Here is a 21,130-nt window from a genome sequence, read left to right on the forward strand (position 1 = left end):
CTTTTATCCGCGTGTTCAGCCTGGTCGCTTGACCCCTACGCTCAGCCTGACGCCCAAACCTGCTCCAGCTCCCAAGCCGAGTGGTCCCGAGCATCTGACGGGCGATGCGGCGCGGAAGTACGTGTTGGATCGGGTGGATCTGGCCACGCTCAATGCCAGCGTCCCCCCGCAGGTAGAGGTGTCGGCGCAGACCTCGGCTTCAGTGGCGCGTCTCGTCGCCATCGGCGCTGCCGCGATAACCCGCGATCCCGATCCCGACCCAATGGGATACCGGGTGGGTCTGGACTTCGGGACAAGCGCCACGAAAGTCGTCCTGTGTAGCGATGCCGCTGATGTCGACTATGCGATGCCTACCCCGCCAGAGCTCCAGGTCGACGAGGAGGGGCGAAGACAGGAGCACCTTTGGAGAACCTGCGTCTGGTTCAATGAGGAGACGCAATGCTTCCAACTGACGCCTTGCGCCACATCACGCGTTATTCTCGGGTTCAAGACAGGCCTGATTCAGGGCGCCGGTCATCGGATGCTCTCGTTGGGCATCTCGCACCACGCGGCATCGACAGCCTTTCTGGCGCTGATGATCGCCTACATCGTGGGCTTTGACGCGGACCGCCGAGAGCAACAAGGGGCTCTACCAAGGCGCTATTCTCGCTTCCATGTGGGCGTGCCCGTCCCTTCCCTCGATGAAGACCCGCGCGTTCTCGCCTTCCACCGTGTCGTGAAGGCCGCCTTCGCAATCGTACCTAAAGCCGGAGCGCTCTCTCTCGATGACGTCCAAACCGCCCTTGACCAGGAGGTCGGCTCCACGGACACCAAGGCTGACAGCCCATACCAGCTGTTCGAAGAACTGGCCGGCGTGGTCGCTGGATATATGATGACGCCGGAGAAGGCTGGCGGGCCACACATAATCGTTGATGTGGGCGCAGCGACCCTGGATGTCGCCACCTTCTACATCCCGGACGGCGAGCACCCCCTGGAAGTCTACGAGTCCGACGTCGAGCTCTTCGGAGCTCAGGCATTGCAGTGCGCTCTAGCTGCTGGCGTGCCGGAATCGACGTTCCGGGCCGCGTGCCAAGCACACACTCATGCGGTGCTCTCTCGAACGTTCAGGACGAAGGACTACGCCTTCTTGCCGGGAACAGACGGAGCAGACAAACGCATGGTCTACGTAGGCGGCGGCCGGATGACATCCCTCCACCAGAAGACCTATGAGGGCTACTCGAAAGCCTACCTCGCCCCCATGCGGTCCCCCGGTGTTGGAAGGTGGTTGGACCGTGATTTCACCACCGATCAGGAACGCCTACTGTTAGCTTGGGGTCTGGCCCAGGACGCCGGAGCTGACGCGATCCCCCGCATTCGGCCGCCCTCTGAGGTCGTGCCGTCACTTAGGCGGAGTTTGGATTGGGAGGCCGGATATGCTGGCCCGGAAGTCTGCTAGTCCTCCGTCTTCGTCCGCGATATCTCCTGCCGGATCCGTCCGACCTATTGGCGCACAAACCGTCCCTTTGTGGAGGGGCACCTGCTGATCGCGGCTGATGGAACAGCGGGCAACCTGAGATAACCCATGCTAGAAGGCCGCCGACTGCGGGGACAATTTGAAACTTGAGAACATCCAACGGGGCCAAACCCTATCCGGCGTAACTCCTGACAAGCTCGTGAGTGTTGTCGCTGCGGAGATGCGCGGCAGCGATTCGCTGGAGTTGACCTATAAAGTCGAAGGGGCTCTCGGAGAGCGGCTACTGTCACGTGCCGACGAAGACAGCGTCGCCGTCGCCACGGCTCAGCGACCGTTTACTTTCGAGGGCGGTGCTGAGCGTTTCCAGCTTGCCTGCGAGGCCAAGCGGATGGACCTCGCTTTTCTCTTCGATCCGATGATGGCCGTTCACACCGCCAACGTGGATCCCCTGCCGCATCAGATAACCGCCGTCTACGAATCGATGTTACCGCGGCAACCCCTGAGGTTCCTGCTGGCCGACGACCCGGGCGCCGGCAAGACCATCATGGCCGGTCTCTATATCCGCGAACTCATCATGCGTGCCGACGCCAAGCGCATCTTGATCGTCGCGCCTGGCAGTCTGGTGGAGCAATGGCGGGACGAACTATCGGAAAAGTTCGGGCTCGAGTTTCGCATCTTCACCAACGACCTGGAGCGGTCGTCCGCGGGGCCCAACCCCTTCGAGGAGCATCATCAGCTCATCGTTCGGCTCGACCAGATGTCGCGCAATGAAGAACTCCGCGAGAAGCTCTGCCAAGCCGGATGGGACCTCGTAGTATTCGACGAAGCTCACAAGCTGGCCGCTCACTTCTTTGGAACGAAGCTCGAGAAAACGGGCCGCTACCAACTGGCCGAGGCCCTTGGCGCGGTCACCCGACACCTGCTTCTGATGACGGCCACCCCCCATAACGGCAAGGAAGAGGACTATCAGCTCTTTCTGTCGCTGCTCGATTCCGACCGCTTCTACGGCAAGTTCAGGGACGGGGTGCACAAGGTCGACGCCAGCGACCTGATGCGTCGCATGGTCAAGGAGGAGCTAGTCAAGTTTGACGGCACACCGCTCTTCCCGGAGCGCAAGGCCTACACAGTGAACTACACGCTGTCGGACCTGGAAGCCGCTCTCTACGAGGCGGTCACGCAGTACGTGCAAACGGAAATGGGCAAAGCCGACAACCTCGACGGCAAACGCAAAGGCTCGGTCGGCTTCGCGCTGACCGCGCTGCAACGACGCCTCGCCTCTAGTCCTGAGGCGATCTACCAATCGCTTCGACGACGCAAAGAGCGCCTGCAAACACGGCTTCAGGAAGAGAAGCTGGGCGCTCGAGGGCGCAGGACCGCGGCCAGCAGCTTCGACATCCCCGATGACGACGAGGATCTCGATGCAGACGAGCAAGAGACACTCGAAGAAGCCGTGATCGACGACGCCACAGCGGCGCGAACAACTGCGGAGCTTGAAGCCGAAATCCTGAGCCTCGCGGACCTGCAGGCTAAGGCTAAGGCCGTGGTGGATTCAGGCGTGGACCGCAAATGGGAGGAACTGTCCCGGATCCTGCAGCAGAATCCGGAGATGCGCGACGCAGACGGCCGGCAGCGCAAGATCATCATCTTCTCAGAGCACCGCGACACGCTGAACTACTTGCTCCACAAGGTCTCCGGCGTATTGGGCAGCGACAAGGCCGTGGTCACCATTCATGGCGGGACCCATCGGGACGAACGCCGCAAGGTCCAAGCGCTGTTCCGATCCGACCCTGATGTCAGAGTGCTAATCGCCACCGACGCTGCCGGCGAAGGCGTCAACCTTCAGGTGGCGAATCTGATGGTGAACTACGACCTGCCGTGGAACCCGAACCGCCTGGAACAACGGTTCGGCCGGATCCACCGGATCGGCCAGCAGGAAGTTTGCCACCTTTGGAACCTGGTGGCCAAGGAGACCCGCGAGGGCGTGGTCTATCACCGTCTCTTGCAGAAGCTGGAGGTCGAATCCGACGCGCTGAAGGGCCGCGTGTTCGATGTTCTGGGCGAGGTGTTCGAGGATACCAGCCTCAAGAGCCTGTTGATGGACGCCATCCGTTACGGCGACCAGCCCGAGGTGCGCGCCCGGCTGACCCAGAAGATCAACGACGCCCTCGACCATGATCATCTCAAGTCTCTGCTTAACCGGAACGCCCTGGCCGAGCAGAGCATGACGCCCGATCGGCTGTTCGCCGTGAAAGAGGAGATGGACAAGGCCGAAGCGCGGCGGCTTCAGCCGCACTTTGTCCGCTCGTTCTTCCTAAAAGCCTTTGCCGCCCTGGGCGGCACAATCCATCAGCGCGAAGCCGGTCGGATGGAGATCACTTACGTGCCGGCGGAAATCCGCGAGCGCGACCGGGTAATCACCGGGCGGAACCGCCGCGAGCGCGAGCCTGTTCTGAACCGCTACGAGCGCATCTGCTTCGAGCGTTCTGCCATTCAACCGACCGATCGGCCGAATGCGGCTCGAGCGGTGCTTATGCACCCTGGCCATCCCTTGATGATGGCCTTGGCCGATGTCGTGCTTGAAAAGAATACCAACCTGCTGCGCCAGGGCGCCATCTTCATCGACCCCGCGGACGATGGCCTCGAACCCAGTCTCCTCTTTATGCTGACCCACGACGTCAAAGCCCACGACGGCCTGGTGATCTCCAAACGCATGCAGTTTGTTCGGGTAACACCGGACGGGCAGACCATCTTCGCCGGTTGGGCTCCGCACCTCGACCTTGTCCCGCTGGACGAAGCGGAACGGCCGCTTGTCCTCCCGATCACGGAGCAGCCCTGGCTTTCGGGCGACCAGGAACAGCGCGCTATCAGCCTGGCGGCGGATAGCCTTGCCCCTCAGCACTTCCAAGAAATCGCCAACTCGCGGATTGCGCACGTCGACAAGACGCTTGTCGCTGTCAACGAGCGCCTGACCAAGGAGATCGCATTCTGGCAGGACCGCTGGGTCAAGCTGAGTGACGACAAGGCGGCGGGAAAGGATGTTGCGCTGCCCTTGGGCAACGTCGTACGCACCTTGGATGAGTTGCAGGGCCGGCTGGACGGCCGTAAGCGCGAGTTGCAGCTCATGCGTCACATCACCAGCGCGACGCCGATTGCCCTCGGCGGTGCCCTCCTCATCCCCGAGGGCCTGATCCGCAAGCTGCGCGGGGACGCCCCCGAGGACCCTGTTGCCGCGGCTTTCGCCGCCGACGCCGCGGCGCGGGCTCGTATCGAGAAGATCGCAATGAACGCGGTTCAACTCGCCGAGGAAGGTAGAGGCTGCACGGTCGTCGACGTTTCGGCCGCGAAGTGCGGCTGGGATCTCACGTCATATCCGCCCACCATCGACGGTAAGCCGGCGACGCCGCGACACATCGAAGTTAAGGGGCGGATCAAGGGCGCGAGCACCGTCACAGTCACCCACAACGAAATGCTCTACGCCTTCAACCAAGGCGACAAGTTCATCTTGGGGATCGTGATCGTCGGACCCGACGGCGACCACGAAGGGCCCCACTACATCCGCAATCCCTTCACCCGTGAACCCGATTGGGGCGTGGCTTCCGTTAACTACAAGCTGGGTGAGCTGCTCGCCCGCGCCGAGGCCGCATGATCCAAGCTGTAGAAATCAAGAAGCCTCGAAAGCTGATTGAAGTGGCCATGCCGCTCGACGCTATCAATGCGGAGTCTGTGCGCAGGAAGCGGAAGGCTCCCGCTGGCTACCCCACCACGCTTCACAAGTGGTGGGCCCAGCGCCCTCTCGCCGCAGTTCGTGGAGTGCTCTTCGCTCAGCTAGTCAACGATCCTTCGTGGCGCTGGGAAATGGAAAACCCAGGTGTACTTCCACCCAACCATTTGAAAGCTACATGGGCAAAGACCAGGCGCCGGCTTTTCGGCCTGATCGATGAGATTATCCTTTGGGACAACACTCAAAGCCGGGCCGTCTTTGCGAAGGCTCAAGCCGAAATCGAAAGATCTTGGCGAGAGTGTTGCGAGATCAATGCTGACCATCCAGATGCCGGAAATCTGTTTGATCCCAACGTCCTTCCGAGTCTTCACGACCCTTTCGCCGGCGGCGGATCCATACCGATGGAAGCCCAGCGTCTGGGGCTGCGCCCGATCGCAACGGATTTGAATCCTGTGGCCGTCGTCCTCAACAAGGCGATGATCGAAATACCTGCGCGCTTCGATGGCAAGGCACCTATTTCGGCAGCCCATAAAAACACTGAGCTCGCCTTAAGCAGCTCGTGGATGGCGGCGTCTGGACTTGCGGAAGATGTGCGGCGCTACGGTTCTCAGCTTGCAGCTCAAGCGTGGGACGAAATCGGACAACTCTATCCACCGGTCAGTGTGACCGAAGATATGGTTCAGGGACGGCCCGACCTTGAGCCCTATCTTGGCCAGACTCTTGAACCCGTCGCTTGGCTCTGGGCGCGAACGGTCCGCTCCCCCTCGCCGGCATTTCGGCATGCGGAAACGCCGATAGCGGCAAGCTTCGTTCTTTCAACAAATTCGGCTAGTCCCATCTCTGTTGAGCCGGTCGTAAGTGGCGACCAGTTCTCTTTCGCGGTTCGAACTGGCAAACCATCAGCTTCAGCGAAGGCCGGCACAAAGATCGCTCGCGGTTCCTTCGGCTGCGTATTGTCAGGCGCTCCGATCACCTACTCGTACATCGACGATGAGGCCAACGCAGGTCGAATGGGGCGCCGCCTCATGGCTATTGTTTGTGAGGGGAAACGCGGCCGAGTTTATCTTCCGGCCACGGCAGACGCCGTTGCGGCCGCCGATGCTGCCGACCCAACCTGGCGACCCGAAACGCCTGCCCGGGGCACTTTCGCTTCCAACGCGCAGGGCCGAAAATATGGCTTCAGCACCTTCGCTGACTATTTTACGTCAAGGCAGCTTTGCGCACTCAACACCTTCATCGACAAATTGCCGTCGCTGCAGCAGGCGGTGAAGGAGGACGCTCTCAGGGCAGGCTTTATGGATGATGACGTGCCGCTCGAAAGCGGCGGCGCCGGGGCGCGCGCATATGCTGAGGCAGTGGTCACTTATCTGGCTTTCGCGATAGACCGAGTTGCGGACTACGGGTCCGCAATCTCGACTTGGCGAAACAAGGATAGCGCGATGCGTTCTGCGCTCGCGAGCCAGTCTATTCAAATGGCCTGGGATTTTGCGGAAGGATCGCCCTTCGGCCGTTCCAGCTCCGGCTTCCAAGAAAGTGTGAAGGTTGTGGCGAAAGCCATACCTTACCTTGCAACAAACCAATTGGGCATCGCGCGCCAAGCAGCAGCTCAATCACAGTCATTCAGCAAGAATAGTTTCGTATCCACAGACCCGCCTTATTACAATAATATAGGATATGCTGACCTTTCAGACTTTTTATATGTTTGGATGCGGCGATCTCTTAGGAACATTTTTCCGTCTGTTCTCGGTACAATGGTGGTGCCAAAGTCGGAGGAACTTGTCGCAACGCCTTATAGACATGGAAGTGACGAAGAAGCCGAAGAGTTCTTTTTGAATGGAATGACGCAGGCGATGTCTATGCTTGCCGAGCAAGCACACCCCGTCGCTCCGATTACAATTTACTACGCCTATAAGCAGTCCGAAACAGAATCAGAAGGTGGAACCAGCTCGACGGGTTGGGAAACTTTCCTTGAGGCTGTGTGCCGGGCTGGGTTGACTGTAACAGGTACGTGGCCTGTCAGAACCGAAGGTGACAACCGCCAAGTAGGCCAAGATTCGAATGCCTTGGCGTCGAGTATCGTATTGGTCTGTAGGCCACGCCATGCAGACGCTCCCACGATTTCGCGGAGAGCCTTCATTCGCGAGCTCAACCAAGTCTTACCTCAGGCTCTGGACGAGATGACTCGCGGCACGGGCGATGAAAGAACTCCAGTCAGGGCCGCGGATCTGTCTCAAGCAATAATTGGTCCAGGCATGGCCGTTTATTCGCGATACGCCACGGTGTTAGAAGCCGATGGTACGCCAATGTCTGTGAAATCTGCTCTGAAACTCATCAACCGCTTCATGGCAGAAGATGATTTTGATGCGGATACGCAGTTCTGCCTTCACTGGTTTGAGCAAAACGGATGGGCGGAAGGTGCATTTGGCGACGCCGATCAGCTAGCTCGGGCAAAAGGCACTGCAGTGAATGGCGTCAAGGCCGCTGGGGTGATTGAGGCCGCATCCGGAAAGGTGCGACTGCTGAGGTGGTCGGAATATTCCACAGACTGGAGCGCGTCGAAGGATGACCGCCTACCCGTCTGGGAAGTTCTTCATCAACTGATCCGATTGTTCAAAACACATGGCGAAGCCGCGGCTGGCACTTTGCTTGGCGCAGTGACCGAAAAAGGCGACGCCGCTCGTCAGCTCGCTTATCGCCTCTATACAATGTGCGAGCGTACAGGTCTCTCGGACGACGCGCGGGCATACAATGAAATAATCACGAGCTGGGGGGCCGTTGAGGAGGTATCCGCGCGCAGCGGGGCGCAACGTCAAACCAGCTTGTTCGACGTCTGAAGGGACAGCAAGTGAAGTCTTGGAAAGAAATCGCGATCCCGCACAAGGATGTCCTTGAAGGGACCCTTATGCAGTCGGAGTTCGCGGCCGACATCAGCGCTGTTCACAGCGGCAAGGCGACGGCCGAGTATCAGGACGCGGCGTCCTTCTACGAACGTACCTTCATCACCGAAGGAATGCGCCTACTGTTGACGCAAGTCGCGCAACGCCTCGCCGGGCAGGGTGGCGAGCCGGTCATCCAGCTGCAGACCGCCTTCGGCGGCGGTAAGACGCACACCCTCCTCGCTGTGTACCACTTAGCCTGCCGCAAGTGCGCGATCTCCGATCTGGCCGGCATCCCGGCCCTGATCGATCAAGCCAAGCTGATGGACCCGCCTCAGGCAACGGTCGCCGTGCTCGATGGCACGAACATCGGCCCGGCTCAGCCCCGTCGGCATGGCGACGTGACCGTCAATACGCTCTGGGGTGAACTCGCTTGGCAACTCGGCCAGTCTGAAGGCTATGCTTTGGTGCGCGAAGCCGACCAGAGCGGGACCTCACCGGGCAAAGAAGTTCTTCGATCGCTCATCGCAGCAGCGGCGCCATGCGTGATCCTTGTCGACGAATTAGTCGCCTATATTCGGCAGTTTGGCCCTGGTGAGAAACTAACCGGCGGCACCTATGACAGCAATCTGTCGTTCGTCCAGGCGCTCACGGAGGCCGTCAAACTGGTGCCGAACGCTATTCTGTTGGCATCGCTACCTGAGTCAGAGATCGAAGTCGGTCATCGCGGGGCTGAAGCCCTCCGCGCCATGGAAAAAACCTTCGGCCGAGTTCAGGCGCTCTGGAAGCCAGTCGCCACTGAAGAAGCGTTCGAGATTGTCCGGCGCCGGCTCTTCGAGCCGGTGCGCGATGAGAAGACGCGCGACGCGGTCTGCCGGGCGTTTGCAGACACTTACGTGGCTGAAGGTGCTGCGCTACCCGGAGAGACGCGCGAGGCACGCTACTATGAACGTCTAGTCCAGGCCTATCCAATCCATCCAGAGGTGTTCGATCGCCTCTATGAGGATTGGAGCACGCTAGACAGCTTCCAGCGGACGCGTGGCGTTCTGAAATTGATGGCGAAGGTTATTTTCCGGCTGTGGAAGGATGACAACAAAGACCTGATGATCATGCCTGGCAGCCTGCCGCTCTACGACAGCGGTTGCCGTAGCGAATTTACGAGCCACCTTTCCGGCGGTTGGGACCCGGTGGTCGAAAAGGACATCGATGGAGAGCGCGCCGAGACGACGGAGCTCGAAGCCAAAGAGCCCCGCTTTGGCCAGATGAACGCCGCCCGGAGAGTAGCCCGCTCCATCTTCTTGGGCAGCGCTCCGTCGTCCGTGAATACGAACAGCGGCAATCGAGGCCTGGACCGCGCCCGTATCCTCTTGGGCTCGGTGCAACCCGGGCAGACTTCGTCAGTCTATTCTGACGCTCTGAACCGGCTGGCCGATCTCCTCCACTACATGAACGCCTCCGGTGACAAGGGGCAGGACACCACACGGTTCTGGTTCGACACGCGCGCCAATCTTCGGCGTGAGATGAACGACCGTCGCTCTCGGTTCGAAGAACCCCAAGTGCGCGCCAAAATTGCCGAGGCCGTAAAGTCGGGTTTCGGTCCAGCGTCCATGTTCGACGGCGTACATGTCTTCACGCCCCATGCCGATATTCCGGACGACAGCGCGCTGCGACTGGTCGCCCTGCCGCCTGACCGTTGGTTCTCCAAGGAAGAAGCTCGCCTCGCCGAAGACGCGGTCCTGGAAATTGTTCGCACCCACGGCACAACGCCGCGCCATCGCGCTAACCGGCTGATGTTCATCGCGGTCGACAGCAACATCGCCGAACGCCTGCGTCAGTCCGCGCGGACGGTCTTAGCTTGGGCCTCGATCATCAAGGACATTGAAAATGGAACGCTCAACGTCGACTTGAACCAGAAGCGCCAAGCTGAACAGGAGCTTCGTTCAGCTGAGGGCGTCCTGCCCCGTACGGCTCGCGAAGCCTATTGCTGGTTGCTCGTCCCCCACCAGGAGACACCGGATGGCAAGCCGCTCGTGGAAGCATTCAAGGTGCCGACGGGCGGGGCGTCGGCCGGCGCAGAGATCGAACGGATCTGCGCCGACAATGAATTGGTCATTGCCAGCTGGAGCGCGGTTCACTTGCGCCAGCTGCTACGGGACTTCTACTGGACCCACGACAAGGCGGTCGCGGCCAAGACGGTTTGGGATGACGTCCAGAAGTACCTCTATCTCCCGCGCCTGAAGGATCGGGAAGTTCTGGGGCGCACCGTGAAGACCGGCGCGGGATCACGGGACTTCTTCGGCGTCGCTTACGGTCGAAGCGACGACGTCTATGAAGGATTTTCCTTGGGTGCCGGCGATCCGCAGTTCGATGACACAGTGCTGTTGATCGAACCGCATGCGGCCAAGGCTTATGAGGAAGCGCAGCTTAAGCCCGAGCCCACGCCTATCCCTGGCGAACCTCCGGTCCCAAGCACGGGGTCCACCGGGGGCAGCACTCCGCCGACCGCCCCCGCCCCAACTGCACCTCCTTCGCAACCCACGACGCCCGTCAAGTCGGCAGGTCCGAGCGCTTTCTTTGCATCAGCGGAGATCCCCGCAGCGACCGCAAAGATGCACCTCATGCAATTGGCCGATGAGATCATTGCCAACCTGGTGGCCGACCCGAACGCGCAGGTCCGGGTAACACTCGAGATTTCTGCTCATTTCGAGGGCGGCGCTCAGGAGACCACCAAGCGTTCGATCTCGGAAAATGCGACCGCCCTGAAGCTGAAGTCGGCCGGCTGGGAGTAGGCCTGCCGACCGTGCCGGAGATCTTGGGTAAGCGGATCGTTCGACGCGAAGCCGCCTAGCCAGGCTGCGAAGATCTACCCGGCACCCCAGCGCGACGTTAGCCGTTAGCCGTCAGCCGTCAGCCGTCAGCCGTCAGCCGTCAGCCGGGAGGGTGAGGCCATGGCGACCCTGTCGATCAACCGATCGGCATGCCCAGTCTGATCGGCCACCGCCAGCTGCTCAACAAAGCGCCGCAGCTATTGCTTGTTGGTGGTTTGCCCCCAAGCCGCAAGGTGCTTTGACGGCCCAAGCCGCACGTTCGTCGCGATGATTGATCAGACCCAACTCAGGCCTCCAACACGCCGGAGGACCAAGCCATGCCATGGGTGTGCCCGGCTTCATCCCACACGACATCCTTAGCGTCGCGCTCAGCTTTCAGTCGAAGTACGAACCGTTCGGGGTCGCCCGCCTCAGCTGGCAACGGTTCGACGTCCAGAATAAGCCCGCCGAAGTAGGACCGCTCCGCCTTGGTCTGATGGAAGTAGACGCGGCCGCCGGCGAGCTTCTCGACCTCGACAGCCGTCAGCGCCCAAGCCTCGCTTCGGTAGATCGCCTCCTTGGGATCGAGGCACAGCAGGCCTTTGGCGTCGCGGCAAATCAGATGAAGTCGCGCGCTCATGCGACCACCGTGACCGACACGCCAGAGGGTGCTCCGCGCCGCTCTAGTTCAGATCTCGCCAGCTGAAGACGGGCCGCATCCATTTCGCTCTCCTCCACGATCCATCGCAGGTAGTCCGACGGCAACTCCGCCCAAACGCGCCCGCGATGGCGGCCGAACGTGACGACCCCCGGCTGAGTCGTCCACGCAACCAGGTCGCTTATAGTTTCGGTCTGCAGCAGCTGGAGCAGGATATGTGCAGTGACGAAGGCGTCCGGCCCGGCCCGGTGCGCCGGCAACCCCAGATCGGGGTCGAGGTCGAGCTGGAGCCAATAGCGCAGCACCTGGTTGCTGAACCCCGGCGCCTGGGGCCAAGCTCGCCGAGCGGCCTTGGCCGTACAAATCCAGGAAGCCGAGGCGAGCTCTGCGAGGAAGCTCCGCTCAAATTCCGCATGGTGTGCTGCATAGAGGTCGGCGGCGCCGTCCCCCCGGATGAAGGCCTCGACTGCTGAGACGCTGGTGGGCTCGGCCGCCGCCAGGTCCGTGTCGCTTATGTGATGGACCGCCCGAGCCGCCGGGGGCACGGCCTCGGCTGGCCTGAACAGAATGGTCCGAGGATCGTGCACAGACCAATCACGCCCGTCACCCTCTATGTCGACCAGACCGACCTCAATCACCTCGCTGCCCTGAGGTCCTGTCGTCTCGAAATCCACTACCCGCACCAGCATTGTCGTCCCCGTAAAAGCTCAACGGCGGACTTGAGGGACAAGCACGACAATATCGGTCGTAAAAATGGGTCTGGCCCACCAACGTCCCGGCGATGACCAGCGGCCTTTGTGACCGTTTCTGTCGCTGATGGTCCATATGTTGGTCGTCATGAAGACGACAGACACATTGCTGCACGCCCTGGCGGGGGGCCTCGAGGGCTGGGCGATCGCATTTTGGGGTGGCCGTGAAGAGGCTCTGAGAGCTCTGGTTCACGAGACAGAAAAGCGCCGGCACGTATGGCTCTGCATCTGGGCCCAGATGTCGAACCGCGCCGAACGGGTCGACGCCCCTGCGGACATTCCGCTTTGGCGCGAGCGGTTCATGTCGGAAACCTCGGCTTCCTTGCTCCAACTTGCGGGTTTCGGGGAGGCTCGTGGTCTCGCCCGCGGCCTAGGCAAGTTGCCGTGGACTGGCCTGGACGACGGAGCCCAATATCTGAAGCTGGCTGACCTGCTTGAAGAAGGCGGGCCCGGAGCGCAAACCCTGCGCCATCGAAAGCGCATCGTCGGCGCTATCATCGAGACGCTTCATGCGCTGCCAGCGGACCTGCGGCATGCAGGCCTGGCCAAGTCGCTCAGGGTCGGTGAGCGGCCCGGGTCTCCCCAGCTCAGGGTTCGGCGCTGGGTGTGGCGCCTGGAAAGACTGCAGGCCATCGCGCCCCAGCTCGACGCCGCCATCCGCAAGAAGCTCCTCGGGGGCGGCGATGTCACCGAACTTTGGGATGACCTGCCGCTGCCGCCGCCGCCATGGGAAGGGACGGAAGGATTGCGCCCGCTGGAAACTCCGGCAGCCATGAGGAATGCCGCCAAACGCTTCCAGAACTGTTTGGCGACGCAGCTTGATTTCGTGCGCCGCGGCTACGCCTACTTCTACGAACTCGAGGGGCTGGCGGTCATTGAACTCGAACAACTGCCGGGTCTTGGTTGGGAGGTCGAGGACGTCAACGGCCCACGCAACAAGCGGCCGCCCGCTCTCATCCTTCATGACATCGAGCGACTCCTAAGCCGCGCCCCGGCGCATATCAGCCCCCACCTTCCGAGCAGGGTTTACTGGAATGTCTAAGACCGATTCACCGGAATTCTCATCAGCGGGCATTCAGCGCGCTTACGACGCCCATTTCGCCAAGGTGGATCCAGCCGCCAGGCCGGGCTGGGCCTTCATCGGTTGCGACGAAGCCAAGCTTTCCACGGCAACGGTCGGGATCATTGGCCTGAACCCTGGCGGGGAAGATGTGCCCGGCCAGGCGTCCTGGCACTGCCCTCAATACGAGCTGGCCTATCTCGATGAGCCTTGGGGCCCGAACGGGACGCTCAACCCCCTCCAGGTACAGATCAAATCCATGCTGGAGATCTTGAACGTTGCGCCGCGCGACGTCTTTGCAGCGCAGCTGGTGCCATTCCGGAGCCGGAGCTGGATGAAGCTCCACGATCGAGACGCTGCACTTTCAACCTTCCTGCCTTTCTGGTCCCACATCCTGGAACACGGCTCGCCGCGACTCTGGATCTCACTGGGCAAGGCAGCCGGTAGGCGCCTCGCTCAGCTGGATGACCCCGGATTGCGTGCCGACGTCAGGACGGTCGACTGGGGCAAACAAACTGCGGAACTGTTCCAGATCTCCGGGGGCCGTGCGGTGCTTGCGTTGCCGCACCTCAGTCGGTTTCGCCTGTTCGAGCCCGCGCGGCCAAACGCGGTCGCGGCTCTACTCGCTGCGGCGGAACAAGCCGGATTGAGTCCAGGTGCAAATGTGGGTGCAGACCGGCCGCTCACCACGCTGCCTTGTCGATGAGCGTGTTGAGGCCGTAGCCAGTAAGGGAGATGAAGACGTCGTCCAGGACGGCTTTTCGGCCCGCATCGGCGGCCTCGTACTGGTGTCGAATGCGTTCGCAATCCTGCTCACAGCTGCTCGAACTGTCGTCCGTCAGCAGCTCATGCAGGATCAGGGATTTCAGATCCATCATTTCAGCCTGGCCGTTCTCTTCCGGGATTAGCGCCACGCGAGATTCATCAGCGTTTGCGTAATCGGGGATTCGTCGGTGCTGGTCATCAGATCACCGTCCGCCTTGCCCATTCTCCAATGGTTCTCTCCGGAGTGCTGGGGAGAAGGCGGAAGAACAGCCTTGAAGGCTGTGGTGGGGATGGGTGTGGTGGTGGTGGGGGTTGAGGGGGKGGGGGGCAGATGATGTAGCGTTCAACCACCGATGCGCCCACGCTTTGAGCATCAAAAGGCCGGTCTCAAACAGCGAGTGGTCTAGCCTTCTGCAATTTGGTTCAAGAGGCCCTGAATCCAGCTGCCAGACAGGCGCCATGCTGCGTGCCGGTGGGCGTCCATACCGCAGATCTTGGGCAAGCGGGTCGTTCGACGCGAAGCCGCCAGCTCGGGCCGTGAGGTCCGCCAGGCTTTTCAGACGCCCTCAGCTGTCGGCCAGCAGCATGATCACCGGCGATTCAATCTCATCGCGCGCCGCAGCCAACCACTCTCGAGGTGGGATCGAGCGATGCTCGAGCAGTGCAAAGGGCGCGGCGCGCGTGAAGCCGGCGGCTTCGCGGTGGCGGATCTTCCGAACGGTCGCCCGCGCAGCATGATTGGTCTCGGCCTGGGTCAGAGCCCAACGCGCCGTGCCGGCAGGCGGGCGACGCTCGGCGAGATCGGCCCGACTGAGATCCGCCAGGCCGATCGCCCCGGTCATCTTCTCAAGGCTTCTCGCACCGTCGGAAGCGGCCTCCTGGGCCGCCTGGGACTCATTGCACGCGCCAAGTGCGGCGACCCTCAGGGCGTTGGATAGGCTCACAGCGTCCAGGAACGGATCTGCGGCATCGTACTGCGCCGCCCCACCGACAAGGAGACGAGCTGCGCGCTGCTCGAACCGGCTTTGGCACGACAACGCCCCCCGAGCCACGTCATGCCAACGCATGACCGCAGCATCGCCGCTGAGCCTCCATCCTTCATCGAACGCCTTGGAGAGGCTTCTCAACTCCGCGAAGTCCAGATCGATGGCGTCGCGTTGGATTTGATCCAGCTTGGCGCTGACGCCTTCGATCTTGTCAGACATCGCATCGACAGCGCCTTTGACCTGATCGATCTTCCGCGCCATCACGGTGAACCCGATCACTGACACGCCGATGCCGACCACGCCGATGGCCGCATTGACCTGGCTCATCTCCGTCAGGAGCTTCACGCCGTCCTCGATCCTGCCAACACCAGCCCGAATGGCCTCGCCCTGGACGAGCTGTGCGACCTCGAGAGGGGCTGTGGCGAGATCCAGACCGGGAGGGGCTAGTTTGAGCAGCGCAGGAAACAGCTTCTGCAGCGGCGCCGCCTCTTGAAGAAACCCGCGTAGCTGGCCCGTGCTGACGTCGCGAATGGCGGATCCAACCACCCGCAAAGTGTTGTCCGCCAGCCCGGATCTGAACTGCTCGGGAACCGTGCGAAACAGGATCCCGCCCATCGCGGCGGTGATCATGACAGGCCAGTCCTGGCCGAATAGGCGGCTTCATCGATGAGGGCGATCATCTGGGCCAGGACGGCCTCAGGCTCAGCCCCCTGCCCCATCCACGCCCCGTCTATCCTTTGGCCCGCAGCAGAGCGCAATCGCGTCGTCAGTTTCAGGCCATCCGGCGAAGCCGTATTTACCGCTGCCGTGGCGGTGGTGGCCAAGCCGGTTGCGCCCGTCGCCACACGCCCGCCGAACCGGGAGATCCAACCCAGGCCTTTTGGCTGTGCGCTTTCCGCTGGGACGACCGCGTCGGTTTCTAGAAGAGCCTCCTGCTCAACTTCCTGCTCGGGTTCGTCGTCATTCGGCAGGATAAGCCCATCCTCGCGCTTCAGAGCTTCGCCGATCGGCACCAGGCTCGGATCAATCAAAGCCAGGTCCTCGGCGGCGCCCTTCCAGAAGGCTTTGATCTCAAGCCTCAGCGCCTGTCGGAGGATGGCGTCTATCTGGCCCGTCGCCCATTCAGTCGGATTGAACAAAGCTTCACGCAGCGCATCGTCAACGAGCCTCTCCGCGAACGCCGCGCGAGCGTGAACGCCGGCCAGATTGATCAGGGCTGCCGCGCTGAGAATTTGCAGGTCCCGCCATTCGGCTACGGCCTGACGTTTGATCGCGCGTTCCAAAATCTACACCCCCCCGGGCCGACCTGGCGGTCGCTCCGCTTAAGCACCTGACTATCGCGGGAAATCAGGCGCGTCATCCACTTAGGCGAATTGTCCTCCGGGCTCGCCGCGACCCGTCGTTTCGGCATTCCATCCGGTGGGTTGGGGGGGGGAGCCCCGACTGCGCTCGGTCAGTCGCAGATCGCCATCATTGCCCATTGCGCCGCTCGCGACGCCAGTCCCAGGGATAGTCAAAAGCCCCCGCCCAAACCCCCGCACGATCTCGTCGGGCAGCGACCTCTTGGGGCAGATAGGCCGATCCTGCGTACTCAGGGTACCGAAGCGCGTAGCCCCGGCGAACGAGCCAGCCTCCCATATCCTCACCACCGACCTCGCAACGCGCGACCATACGCCGGTAGCGGTCGCGGCTGTCCTCGACACACGTGACGGTTCGACCTGCGATCCACCGATCGAGTTGATTGGCGGCGGACTGGCCACAGCGGTACTCGCCACTCGGCTGCCTGCACACCTGTCGCGACTCTGGCGCGTCGACGCCCCAAAGCCGGATACGCTCGTCCCGGATCTCCAAAGTGTCCCCATCGACCACCGAGGCGCGGCCAATGATGGTGGCGCCGGGATTTGCGCACGCGGCGATCCCGATCAAACTAGCGGCCAACAATCGAAGCATGGCGGCACCCTATGACAGAGCGCCTGGCTTGGCAGCGGGGAGCCACCATGTGTTGCCGGTTCCCTGTGGACGGACCTGCAGGCAAGGTCGCAGCCAGGGCGCGCTCAGAAGCGCTTCACCCGGCCGCGCCTTATCCGTAGTCGATCTGATGACGATCGACCTAGCGGGCTCTGAACGGGTTCGCCGCCATCCCCGCCGCCATCCTTGATCCGCCCCTCACGGCGGCGTCTCCGATGGTCCCGGCGCTTGATAAGGGTCCCGGTCCCCTGACGCACGTCAAGCCGCGGCCGCGGTGGTCTCGTCCAGCGACACGGCCGCCACAATGCCTTGCAGGCCTTCGAGCATCTCTTGGTGGCCCGACGCGAAAAACCGCTCGATGGCTGGCCGGGACAGGATGCGCTCCAGGAAGCCGGCGGCGATCACAAGCAGCAGAAGGTCGTCTCCATAGGAGGCTTCGATTTCCTTGTAGTCATGGTTGGCTGTCGCCATTTCGCGCTCCAGGCGTTCCATCTGTTCGGCGGAAAGTCCCGTCGCCTTTTTCAGGTCCTGAGGTCGATGCAGATCCGACGCGCGTGACATCGCCAGGAGCGCTTTGGCGTAGTTGCTGGAGTAGTTGTTGGCCGCGATCATGAGCTCGGCGACCTCCAGCTGTCGGATGGGCTTCATCTTCCTGAGCTTCTGAAAGGCGTGGATGCCGATGGGCTTGTCTTTCAGCAGCTCGGCGACGTCCGCATTGATGCCATTCAACAGATCGCGGCGCTGGCGGATGCTATCCACATCGACGTTCAAAGCCCGGGCGAGCTTGTCTTCCGATACCCCGCGTTCGATCGCGCGGACGATCATGTAGTGCTCCTGGATCGTCGCCAGGCGATTGACGCGCTTGTTGTAGGTGAAGGCCTCATCATCGTCAGCGATGATGCAGCGCGCATTCACCGCGCCCTGCTCCTTCAATGCGCTTAGCCTCACATGGCCATCCAGCAGGGTGTAGGCGCCGCCACCCTTGATCGCCGACACCACTAGAGGCTCGACCAATCCCAGTTCCCGCACCGAGGCGGCGATGCGGCGATATTTCGCCGTCTCCGTCACGGCGGCCGTCAGCATTTTCGACGGCAGCACCCGCTCCAGAGGCACCAGATGGATCCGCTGTTCGAAGGCGATATGGATCTTGTCCATCTAGATCCGCTCCTGGCCGATGCGGGTGGCCAGCGCGGTCGGCAGGGTGTGAAACCCCTCGGCGCGCATCAGAGCCACGAAATGGTCATTGGCCAGCAGGTGTTTCATCGCATTGGTCACGAAGGTCAGCCGCGACCGCGTCAGAGTTCCGCGTTTAACAAGGGCCTGGCGGCGCTCGGTCTCGCGTTGGAGCGACCGGATCAGGCCGTCGCTTGTGATCGGCCGTTGAGTCCGACTGACCGAGCGGCGGTTGTGCATTCCCTTGCCGCTGGTATTGCGCTGCTCAATGATCTGCCGAATGGCGAGTACCTGGTTCCCGGGCAACGCCTTCTCTTCGTAGGCTTGGGCGAGGGCTTGCTGCACCTCCCCTTCCTTTGCCTTTGCGATCTCCATCGCAATCGTGTGAGGCATGACGCCCCGTTCGACGGCCGCAATCAGCTTCTCTTCGCCATTCTCCAGAAGATAGCAGATCGCTCCGACATACTCCGGGCTGAAGTCCACCTTGGTGGCGATCTCAGCATGGGTGTAGCCGCGCTCTCGCAGTGATCCGATAGCGCGCACCAGTTCGAGCGGGGTGTGCTGCCGTCGGGCCAGGTTCTCAACCAGGCTCATGACAAAGCAGTCGTCCTCCGCCGCATCGATGATGATGGCGGGAATCTCAGCCTGACCCAAGGCGACAAACGCCTCCAGACGTCCCTGTCCGCAGACCAGATCGAAGCGCTGTCGTCCGGGGCGCTGGCTGACGGTGATCGGCTTCTTCAGCCCAAGCCGCTCGATGCTGGTGACGAGCTCCTGAAACACCCGCTTATTGCGAGCCCTGGGGTTCAGGATCGAGATCGCTTCGACCGGGATCAGGCGAATGTCTGGCGCATCACTCATGCTGCTCTGAGCTCCGTGCGTCGGGTCAGGTCGTAGAAGCCGTCGAGCGTGTCGAACCGGAATGCGTCGAGGACGGCGCCATTGTCGACAGCCAGGCGAATGCTCGGATCCGAGCCGCTCTCGATCCAAGGCAGGAGGTAGTAATCTCGAGCCTCCGCGTTCCCTTCGGCCATGCGCACTGCGATCGTGATGTCGGGGCGAAGCCCCTGATCCAGGCGTATCTTCCAGCGCAGACTTCCGGCTGCTGTCTCCTGGCATCGCACGATGATGACGGAGGCGCTGAACTCCTCATTGATCGTCAACAGATCAGACGCCTCGCGGCGCACCACCGCTCCGCCCGACTCTGAGATCGTGGTGACGACATCGGTGACAATGCCTGGGTGCATGGCGCGCAGCGCCCGGTTCGTTTCGATGTAGCGAAAGTCCCGCGCGGGCGAATACCCGATCAGCTGATAGGCCCGAACGAGACTTCCAAACCTGCTCCGAAAGGTCGAGCTTGACGGCATGTCCTCGACTTCGTCGATCACCAGACCGGACAGCCATCCCTTCTGCTGCAACAGGGCGGAGAGCTGGCTAAGGAGCTCGTCGTCCGTGTAGCGGATACTCCGCTCCTGGATGATGCGCTGGGCCGCCTCAAAGAAGTCGGTCTCAACGATGCCGGCGAACGCCGCTTCCTTGCGCACCCAGGTTTCTGGCGCGTTGGTGACTCGCCTGGCCTTCAGCTTGAAGGAGCGCCGATTGTAGACGTTGTTGCCGATGTACTTTTCGTTGGTCAGGATCTGGTGAACGGTCGCGCGTGTCCAAGGCCTGCCCAAGTCCGTCAGCACCCCTTCCTGATTGAGGAAAGTGGCGATCTCGCCCTCCGAGCGGCGCTGCAGGACAAACATTCGATACAGGCTGCGTACGATCTCGACCTCTTCGGGCGGTCCCGGGGTCAGAATCACGCGGTCCGTTTGGAGGCTCTTCTGTTCGCCTCGGCTCAGCTCACCTTTGGGATTCCTGCTTTCGTCAACGAGTTGCCGACGAAGCCCAAAGCCGGCCGGGCCGCCTTGCCGAAAGCCCAGGGAGATAAGGCGGCACTGGCCAGCGAAGACCTTGGCTGACAGCTCGCGGCTGTACTCGCCCGCCATCGCCCGCTTCATACTCTTGATGATCGTGGCGCTCAGGCTGCCGTCGTTTTCGAACTGCTCAGCGCAATAGTGGACCGCGATACCCGCCTCACGACAGATGAACTCGTAGTAGGCGCTCTCGTCCGCGTCCTGGAACCGACCCCATCGGCTGACGTCATAAACGAGGATGACGTCGTAGTCGGCTCGGCCGGCCCGGACATCCTCGATGAGGGCCTGGAGTGCGACACGACCGTCGAGCCGAAGGCCGCTTTTGCCTGAATCCTCGTAGGTCCGAACGACCTCGAAACCTCTCCGCGCCGCATAGGCCGTTATGGCGTCGGCCTGGTTCTCGGTGGAGTATTTCTGGTGCTCAGTGGACATCCTGACGTACTGAGCCGCCCGCACGAGCTCGGGGCTGTCCGATCTCCCCTGCCCTGTTGCTCGCTCCATCACGCATGCCAGCCAGAAGCCGCGTCGCGGCCGGGTTTCCGGCGAACCTAGGACACCGAGCTCGTGAAAGTCGTTTCAGAAGTTGGACTGAACTTTTCAGTCCAAATCGGGAAAATCTTTTCACTGGCAGGAGGCGTAGGATGGAGAGCTTCCCGCAGCTTATCGCTGCAGCAATGAGGACCGAATGGGGCGCCACTCCGTCCGCTCGGAAGGAAGTCGGCCGCATCACACGAGCCAACGAACGAGCGGTGCGAAATTGGTTCGATGGCAGGAATGGACCTAGTGGCGAAAACCTGGTCTCCCTCATCAGACACTCCGATGCGGTGTTTGAAACGGTCCTTGTTATCGCCGGCCGTAGGCATGCATTGGGAGCCGTCCGCGTCGTAGCTCTGCGCGAGCGGCTACAGACGCTGATCGACTTTCTAGACGAACCGCCCGGCCATTAGCCTCGATCGCCGTACCGCCTACTTGGCAAGGAGACGCGCGCCGTCGTG

At 61.8% G+C, this 21,130-nt stretch carries 15 protein-coding genes; 6 read left to right on the forward strand and 9 right to left on the reverse strand.

The genetic code is table 11. The features are described from left to right. Positions 1 to 28 precede the first annotated feature (28 nt). From ASD25_RS23495 to ASD25_RS23505, 4 genes are all read left to right on the forward strand, one after another. Complete coding sequence (locus ASD25_RS23495) at positions 29 to 1,435, forward strand: hypothetical protein (RefSeq protein ID WP_156389436.1); 1,407 nt, start codon at positions 29 to 31, stop codon at positions 1,433 to 1,435. A gap of 157 nt (positions 1,436 to 1,592) precedes the next feature. Then, positions 1,593 to 5,099, forward strand: a complete 3,507-nt coding sequence (locus tag ASD25_RS23500; RefSeq protein ID WP_056620956.1) for a helicase-related protein — start codon at positions 1,593 to 1,595, stop codon at positions 5,097 to 5,099. Next, entirely contained in the window at positions 5,096 to 8,008 is a 2,913-nt protein-coding gene (locus ASD25_RS29750; RefSeq protein ID WP_082572584.1) for a DUF1156 domain-containing protein, read from the forward strand. Before ASD25_RS23500 ends, ASD25_RS29750 begins: the two co-directional genes overlap by 4 nt. An 11-nt stretch (positions 8,009 to 8,019) precedes the next feature. Next, entirely contained in the window at positions 8,020 to 10,839 is a 2,820-nt protein-coding gene (locus tag ASD25_RS23505) for an ATP-binding protein (RefSeq protein WP_056620958.1), read from the forward strand. A gap of 325 nt (positions 10,840 to 11,164) precedes the next feature. Here ASD25_RS23505 and ASD25_RS23510 read toward each other — a convergent pair whose 3' ends face one another. Together ASD25_RS23510 and ASD25_RS23515 are read right to left on the reverse strand one after the other, a co-directional pair. Next, positions 11,165 to 11,497 carry a hypothetical protein gene (locus tag ASD25_RS23510; RefSeq protein WP_056620961.1) on the reverse strand — a complete coding sequence of 111 codons (333 nt, stop codon included), beginning with the start codon at positions 11,495 to 11,497 and terminating at the stop codon, positions 11,165 to 11,167. Beyond that, positions 11,494 to 12,204 carry an exonuclease domain-containing protein gene (locus ASD25_RS23515; RefSeq protein WP_056620964.1) on the reverse strand — a complete coding sequence of 237 codons (711 nt, stop codon included), beginning with the start codon at positions 12,202 to 12,204 and terminating at the stop codon, positions 11,494 to 11,496. Before ASD25_RS23515 ends, ASD25_RS23510 begins: the two co-directional genes overlap by 4 nt. A gap of 148 nt (positions 12,205 to 12,352) precedes the next feature. Here ASD25_RS23515 and ASD25_RS23520 point away from each other — a divergent pair, with 148 nt between their 5' ends. Beyond that, complete coding sequence (locus ASD25_RS23520; protein WP_156389437.1) at positions 12,353 to 13,306, forward strand: hypothetical protein; 954 nt, start codon at positions 12,353 to 12,355, stop codon at positions 13,304 to 13,306. Further along, a complete protein-coding gene (locus ASD25_RS23525) occupies positions 13,299 to 14,030 on the forward strand; it encodes a hypothetical protein (protein ID WP_056620970.1) in 732 nt (243 codons plus the stop codon). The genes ASD25_RS23520 and ASD25_RS23525 overlap by 8 nt, the downstream gene beginning before the upstream one ends. On the opposite strand, the gene ASD25_RS23530 is transcribed toward ASD25_RS23525, so the two are convergent. The 7 genes from ASD25_RS23530 to ASD25_RS23555 all read right to left on the reverse strand — a co-directional run bounded on the left by ASD25_RS23530 (position 14,008) and on the right by ASD25_RS23555 (position 20,636). Next, positions 14,008 to 14,238 carry a hypothetical protein gene (locus tag ASD25_RS23530; RefSeq protein ID WP_056620973.1) on the reverse strand — a complete coding sequence of 77 codons (231 nt, stop codon included), beginning with the start codon at positions 14,236 to 14,238 and terminating at the stop codon, positions 14,008 to 14,010. The genes ASD25_RS23525 and ASD25_RS23530 overlap by 23 nt on opposite strands. 417 nt (positions 14,239 to 14,655) lie before the next feature. Then, positions 14,656 to 15,705: a hypothetical protein gene (locus ASD25_RS23535; RefSeq protein ID WP_056620976.1), complete on the reverse strand. Its 1,050-nt coding sequence runs from the start codon at positions 15,703 to 15,705 to the stop codon at positions 14,656 to 14,658. Beyond that, entirely contained in the window at positions 15,702 to 16,358 is a 657-nt protein-coding gene (locus ASD25_RS23540) for a hypothetical protein (protein WP_056620981.1), read from the reverse strand. Before ASD25_RS23540 ends, ASD25_RS23535 begins: the two co-directional genes overlap by 4 nt. A gap of 187 nt (positions 16,359 to 16,545) precedes the next feature. After that, entirely contained in the window at positions 16,546 to 17,025 is a 480-nt protein-coding gene (locus ASD25_RS32885) for a thermonuclease family protein (protein WP_082572586.1), read from the reverse strand. A gap of 276 nt (positions 17,026 to 17,301) precedes the next feature. Then, entirely contained in the window at positions 17,302 to 18,198 is an 897-nt protein-coding gene (locus ASD25_RS23545; RefSeq protein WP_056620984.1) for a plasmid partitioning protein RepB C-terminal domain-containing protein, read from the reverse strand. Next, positions 18,199 to 19,077: a plasmid partitioning protein RepB C-terminal domain-containing protein gene (locus tag ASD25_RS23550; RefSeq protein WP_056620987.1), complete on the reverse strand. Its 879-nt coding sequence runs from the start codon at positions 19,075 to 19,077 to the stop codon at positions 18,199 to 18,201. It abuts the gene before it with no gap. Further along, positions 19,074 to 20,636: a recombinase family protein gene (locus ASD25_RS23555; protein ID WP_056621415.1), complete on the reverse strand. Its 1,563-nt coding sequence runs from the start codon at positions 20,634 to 20,636 to the stop codon at positions 19,074 to 19,076. The genes ASD25_RS23550 and ASD25_RS23555 overlap by 4 nt, the downstream gene beginning before the upstream one ends. Between the last annotated feature and the right edge of the window lie 494 nt (positions 20,637 to 21,130).

The organism is Brevundimonas sp. Root1423, from assembly GCF_001426805.1.

Bases quoted from the DNA above. Each gene is read 5' to 3' on its own strand.
- ASD25_RS29750 (WP_082572584.1), top strand. From the start codon at position 5,096: ATGATCCAAGCTGTAGAAATCAAGAAGCCTCGAAAGCTGATTGAAGTG.
- ASD25_RS23510 (WP_056620961.1), bottom strand. From the start codon at position 11,497: ATGAGCGCGCGACTTCATCTGATTTGCCGCGACGCCAAAGGCCTGCTG.
- ASD25_RS23515 (WP_056620964.1), bottom strand. From the start codon at position 12,204: ATGCTGGTGCGGGTAGTGGATTTCGAGACGACAGGACCTCAGGGCAGC.
- ASD25_RS23520 (WP_156389437.1), top strand. From the start codon at position 12,353: ATGAAGACGACAGACACATTGCTGCACGCCCTGGCGGGGGGCCTCGAG.
- ASD25_RS23525 (WP_056620970.1), top strand. From the start codon at position 13,299: ATGTCTAAGACCGATTCACCGGAATTCTCATCAGCGGGCATTCAGCGC.
- ASD25_RS23535 (WP_056620976.1), bottom strand. From the start codon at position 15,705: ATGATCACCGCCGCGATGGGCGGGATCCTGTTTCGCACGGTTCCCGAG.
- ASD25_RS32885 (WP_082572586.1), bottom strand. From the start codon at position 17,025: ATGCTTCGATTGTTGGCCGCTAGTTTGATCGGGATCGCCGCGTGCGCA.
- ASD25_RS23545 (WP_056620984.1), bottom strand. From the start codon at position 18,198: ATGGACAAGATCCATATCGCCTTCGAACAGCGGATCCATCTGGTGCCT.
- ASD25_RS23550 (WP_056620987.1), bottom strand. From the start codon at position 19,077: ATGAGTGATGCGCCAGACATTCGCCTGATCCCGGTCGAAGCGATCTCG.
- ASD25_RS23555 (WP_056621415.1), bottom strand. From the start codon at position 20,636: ATGGAGCGAGCAACAGGGCAGGGGAGATCGGACAGCCCCGAGCTCGTG.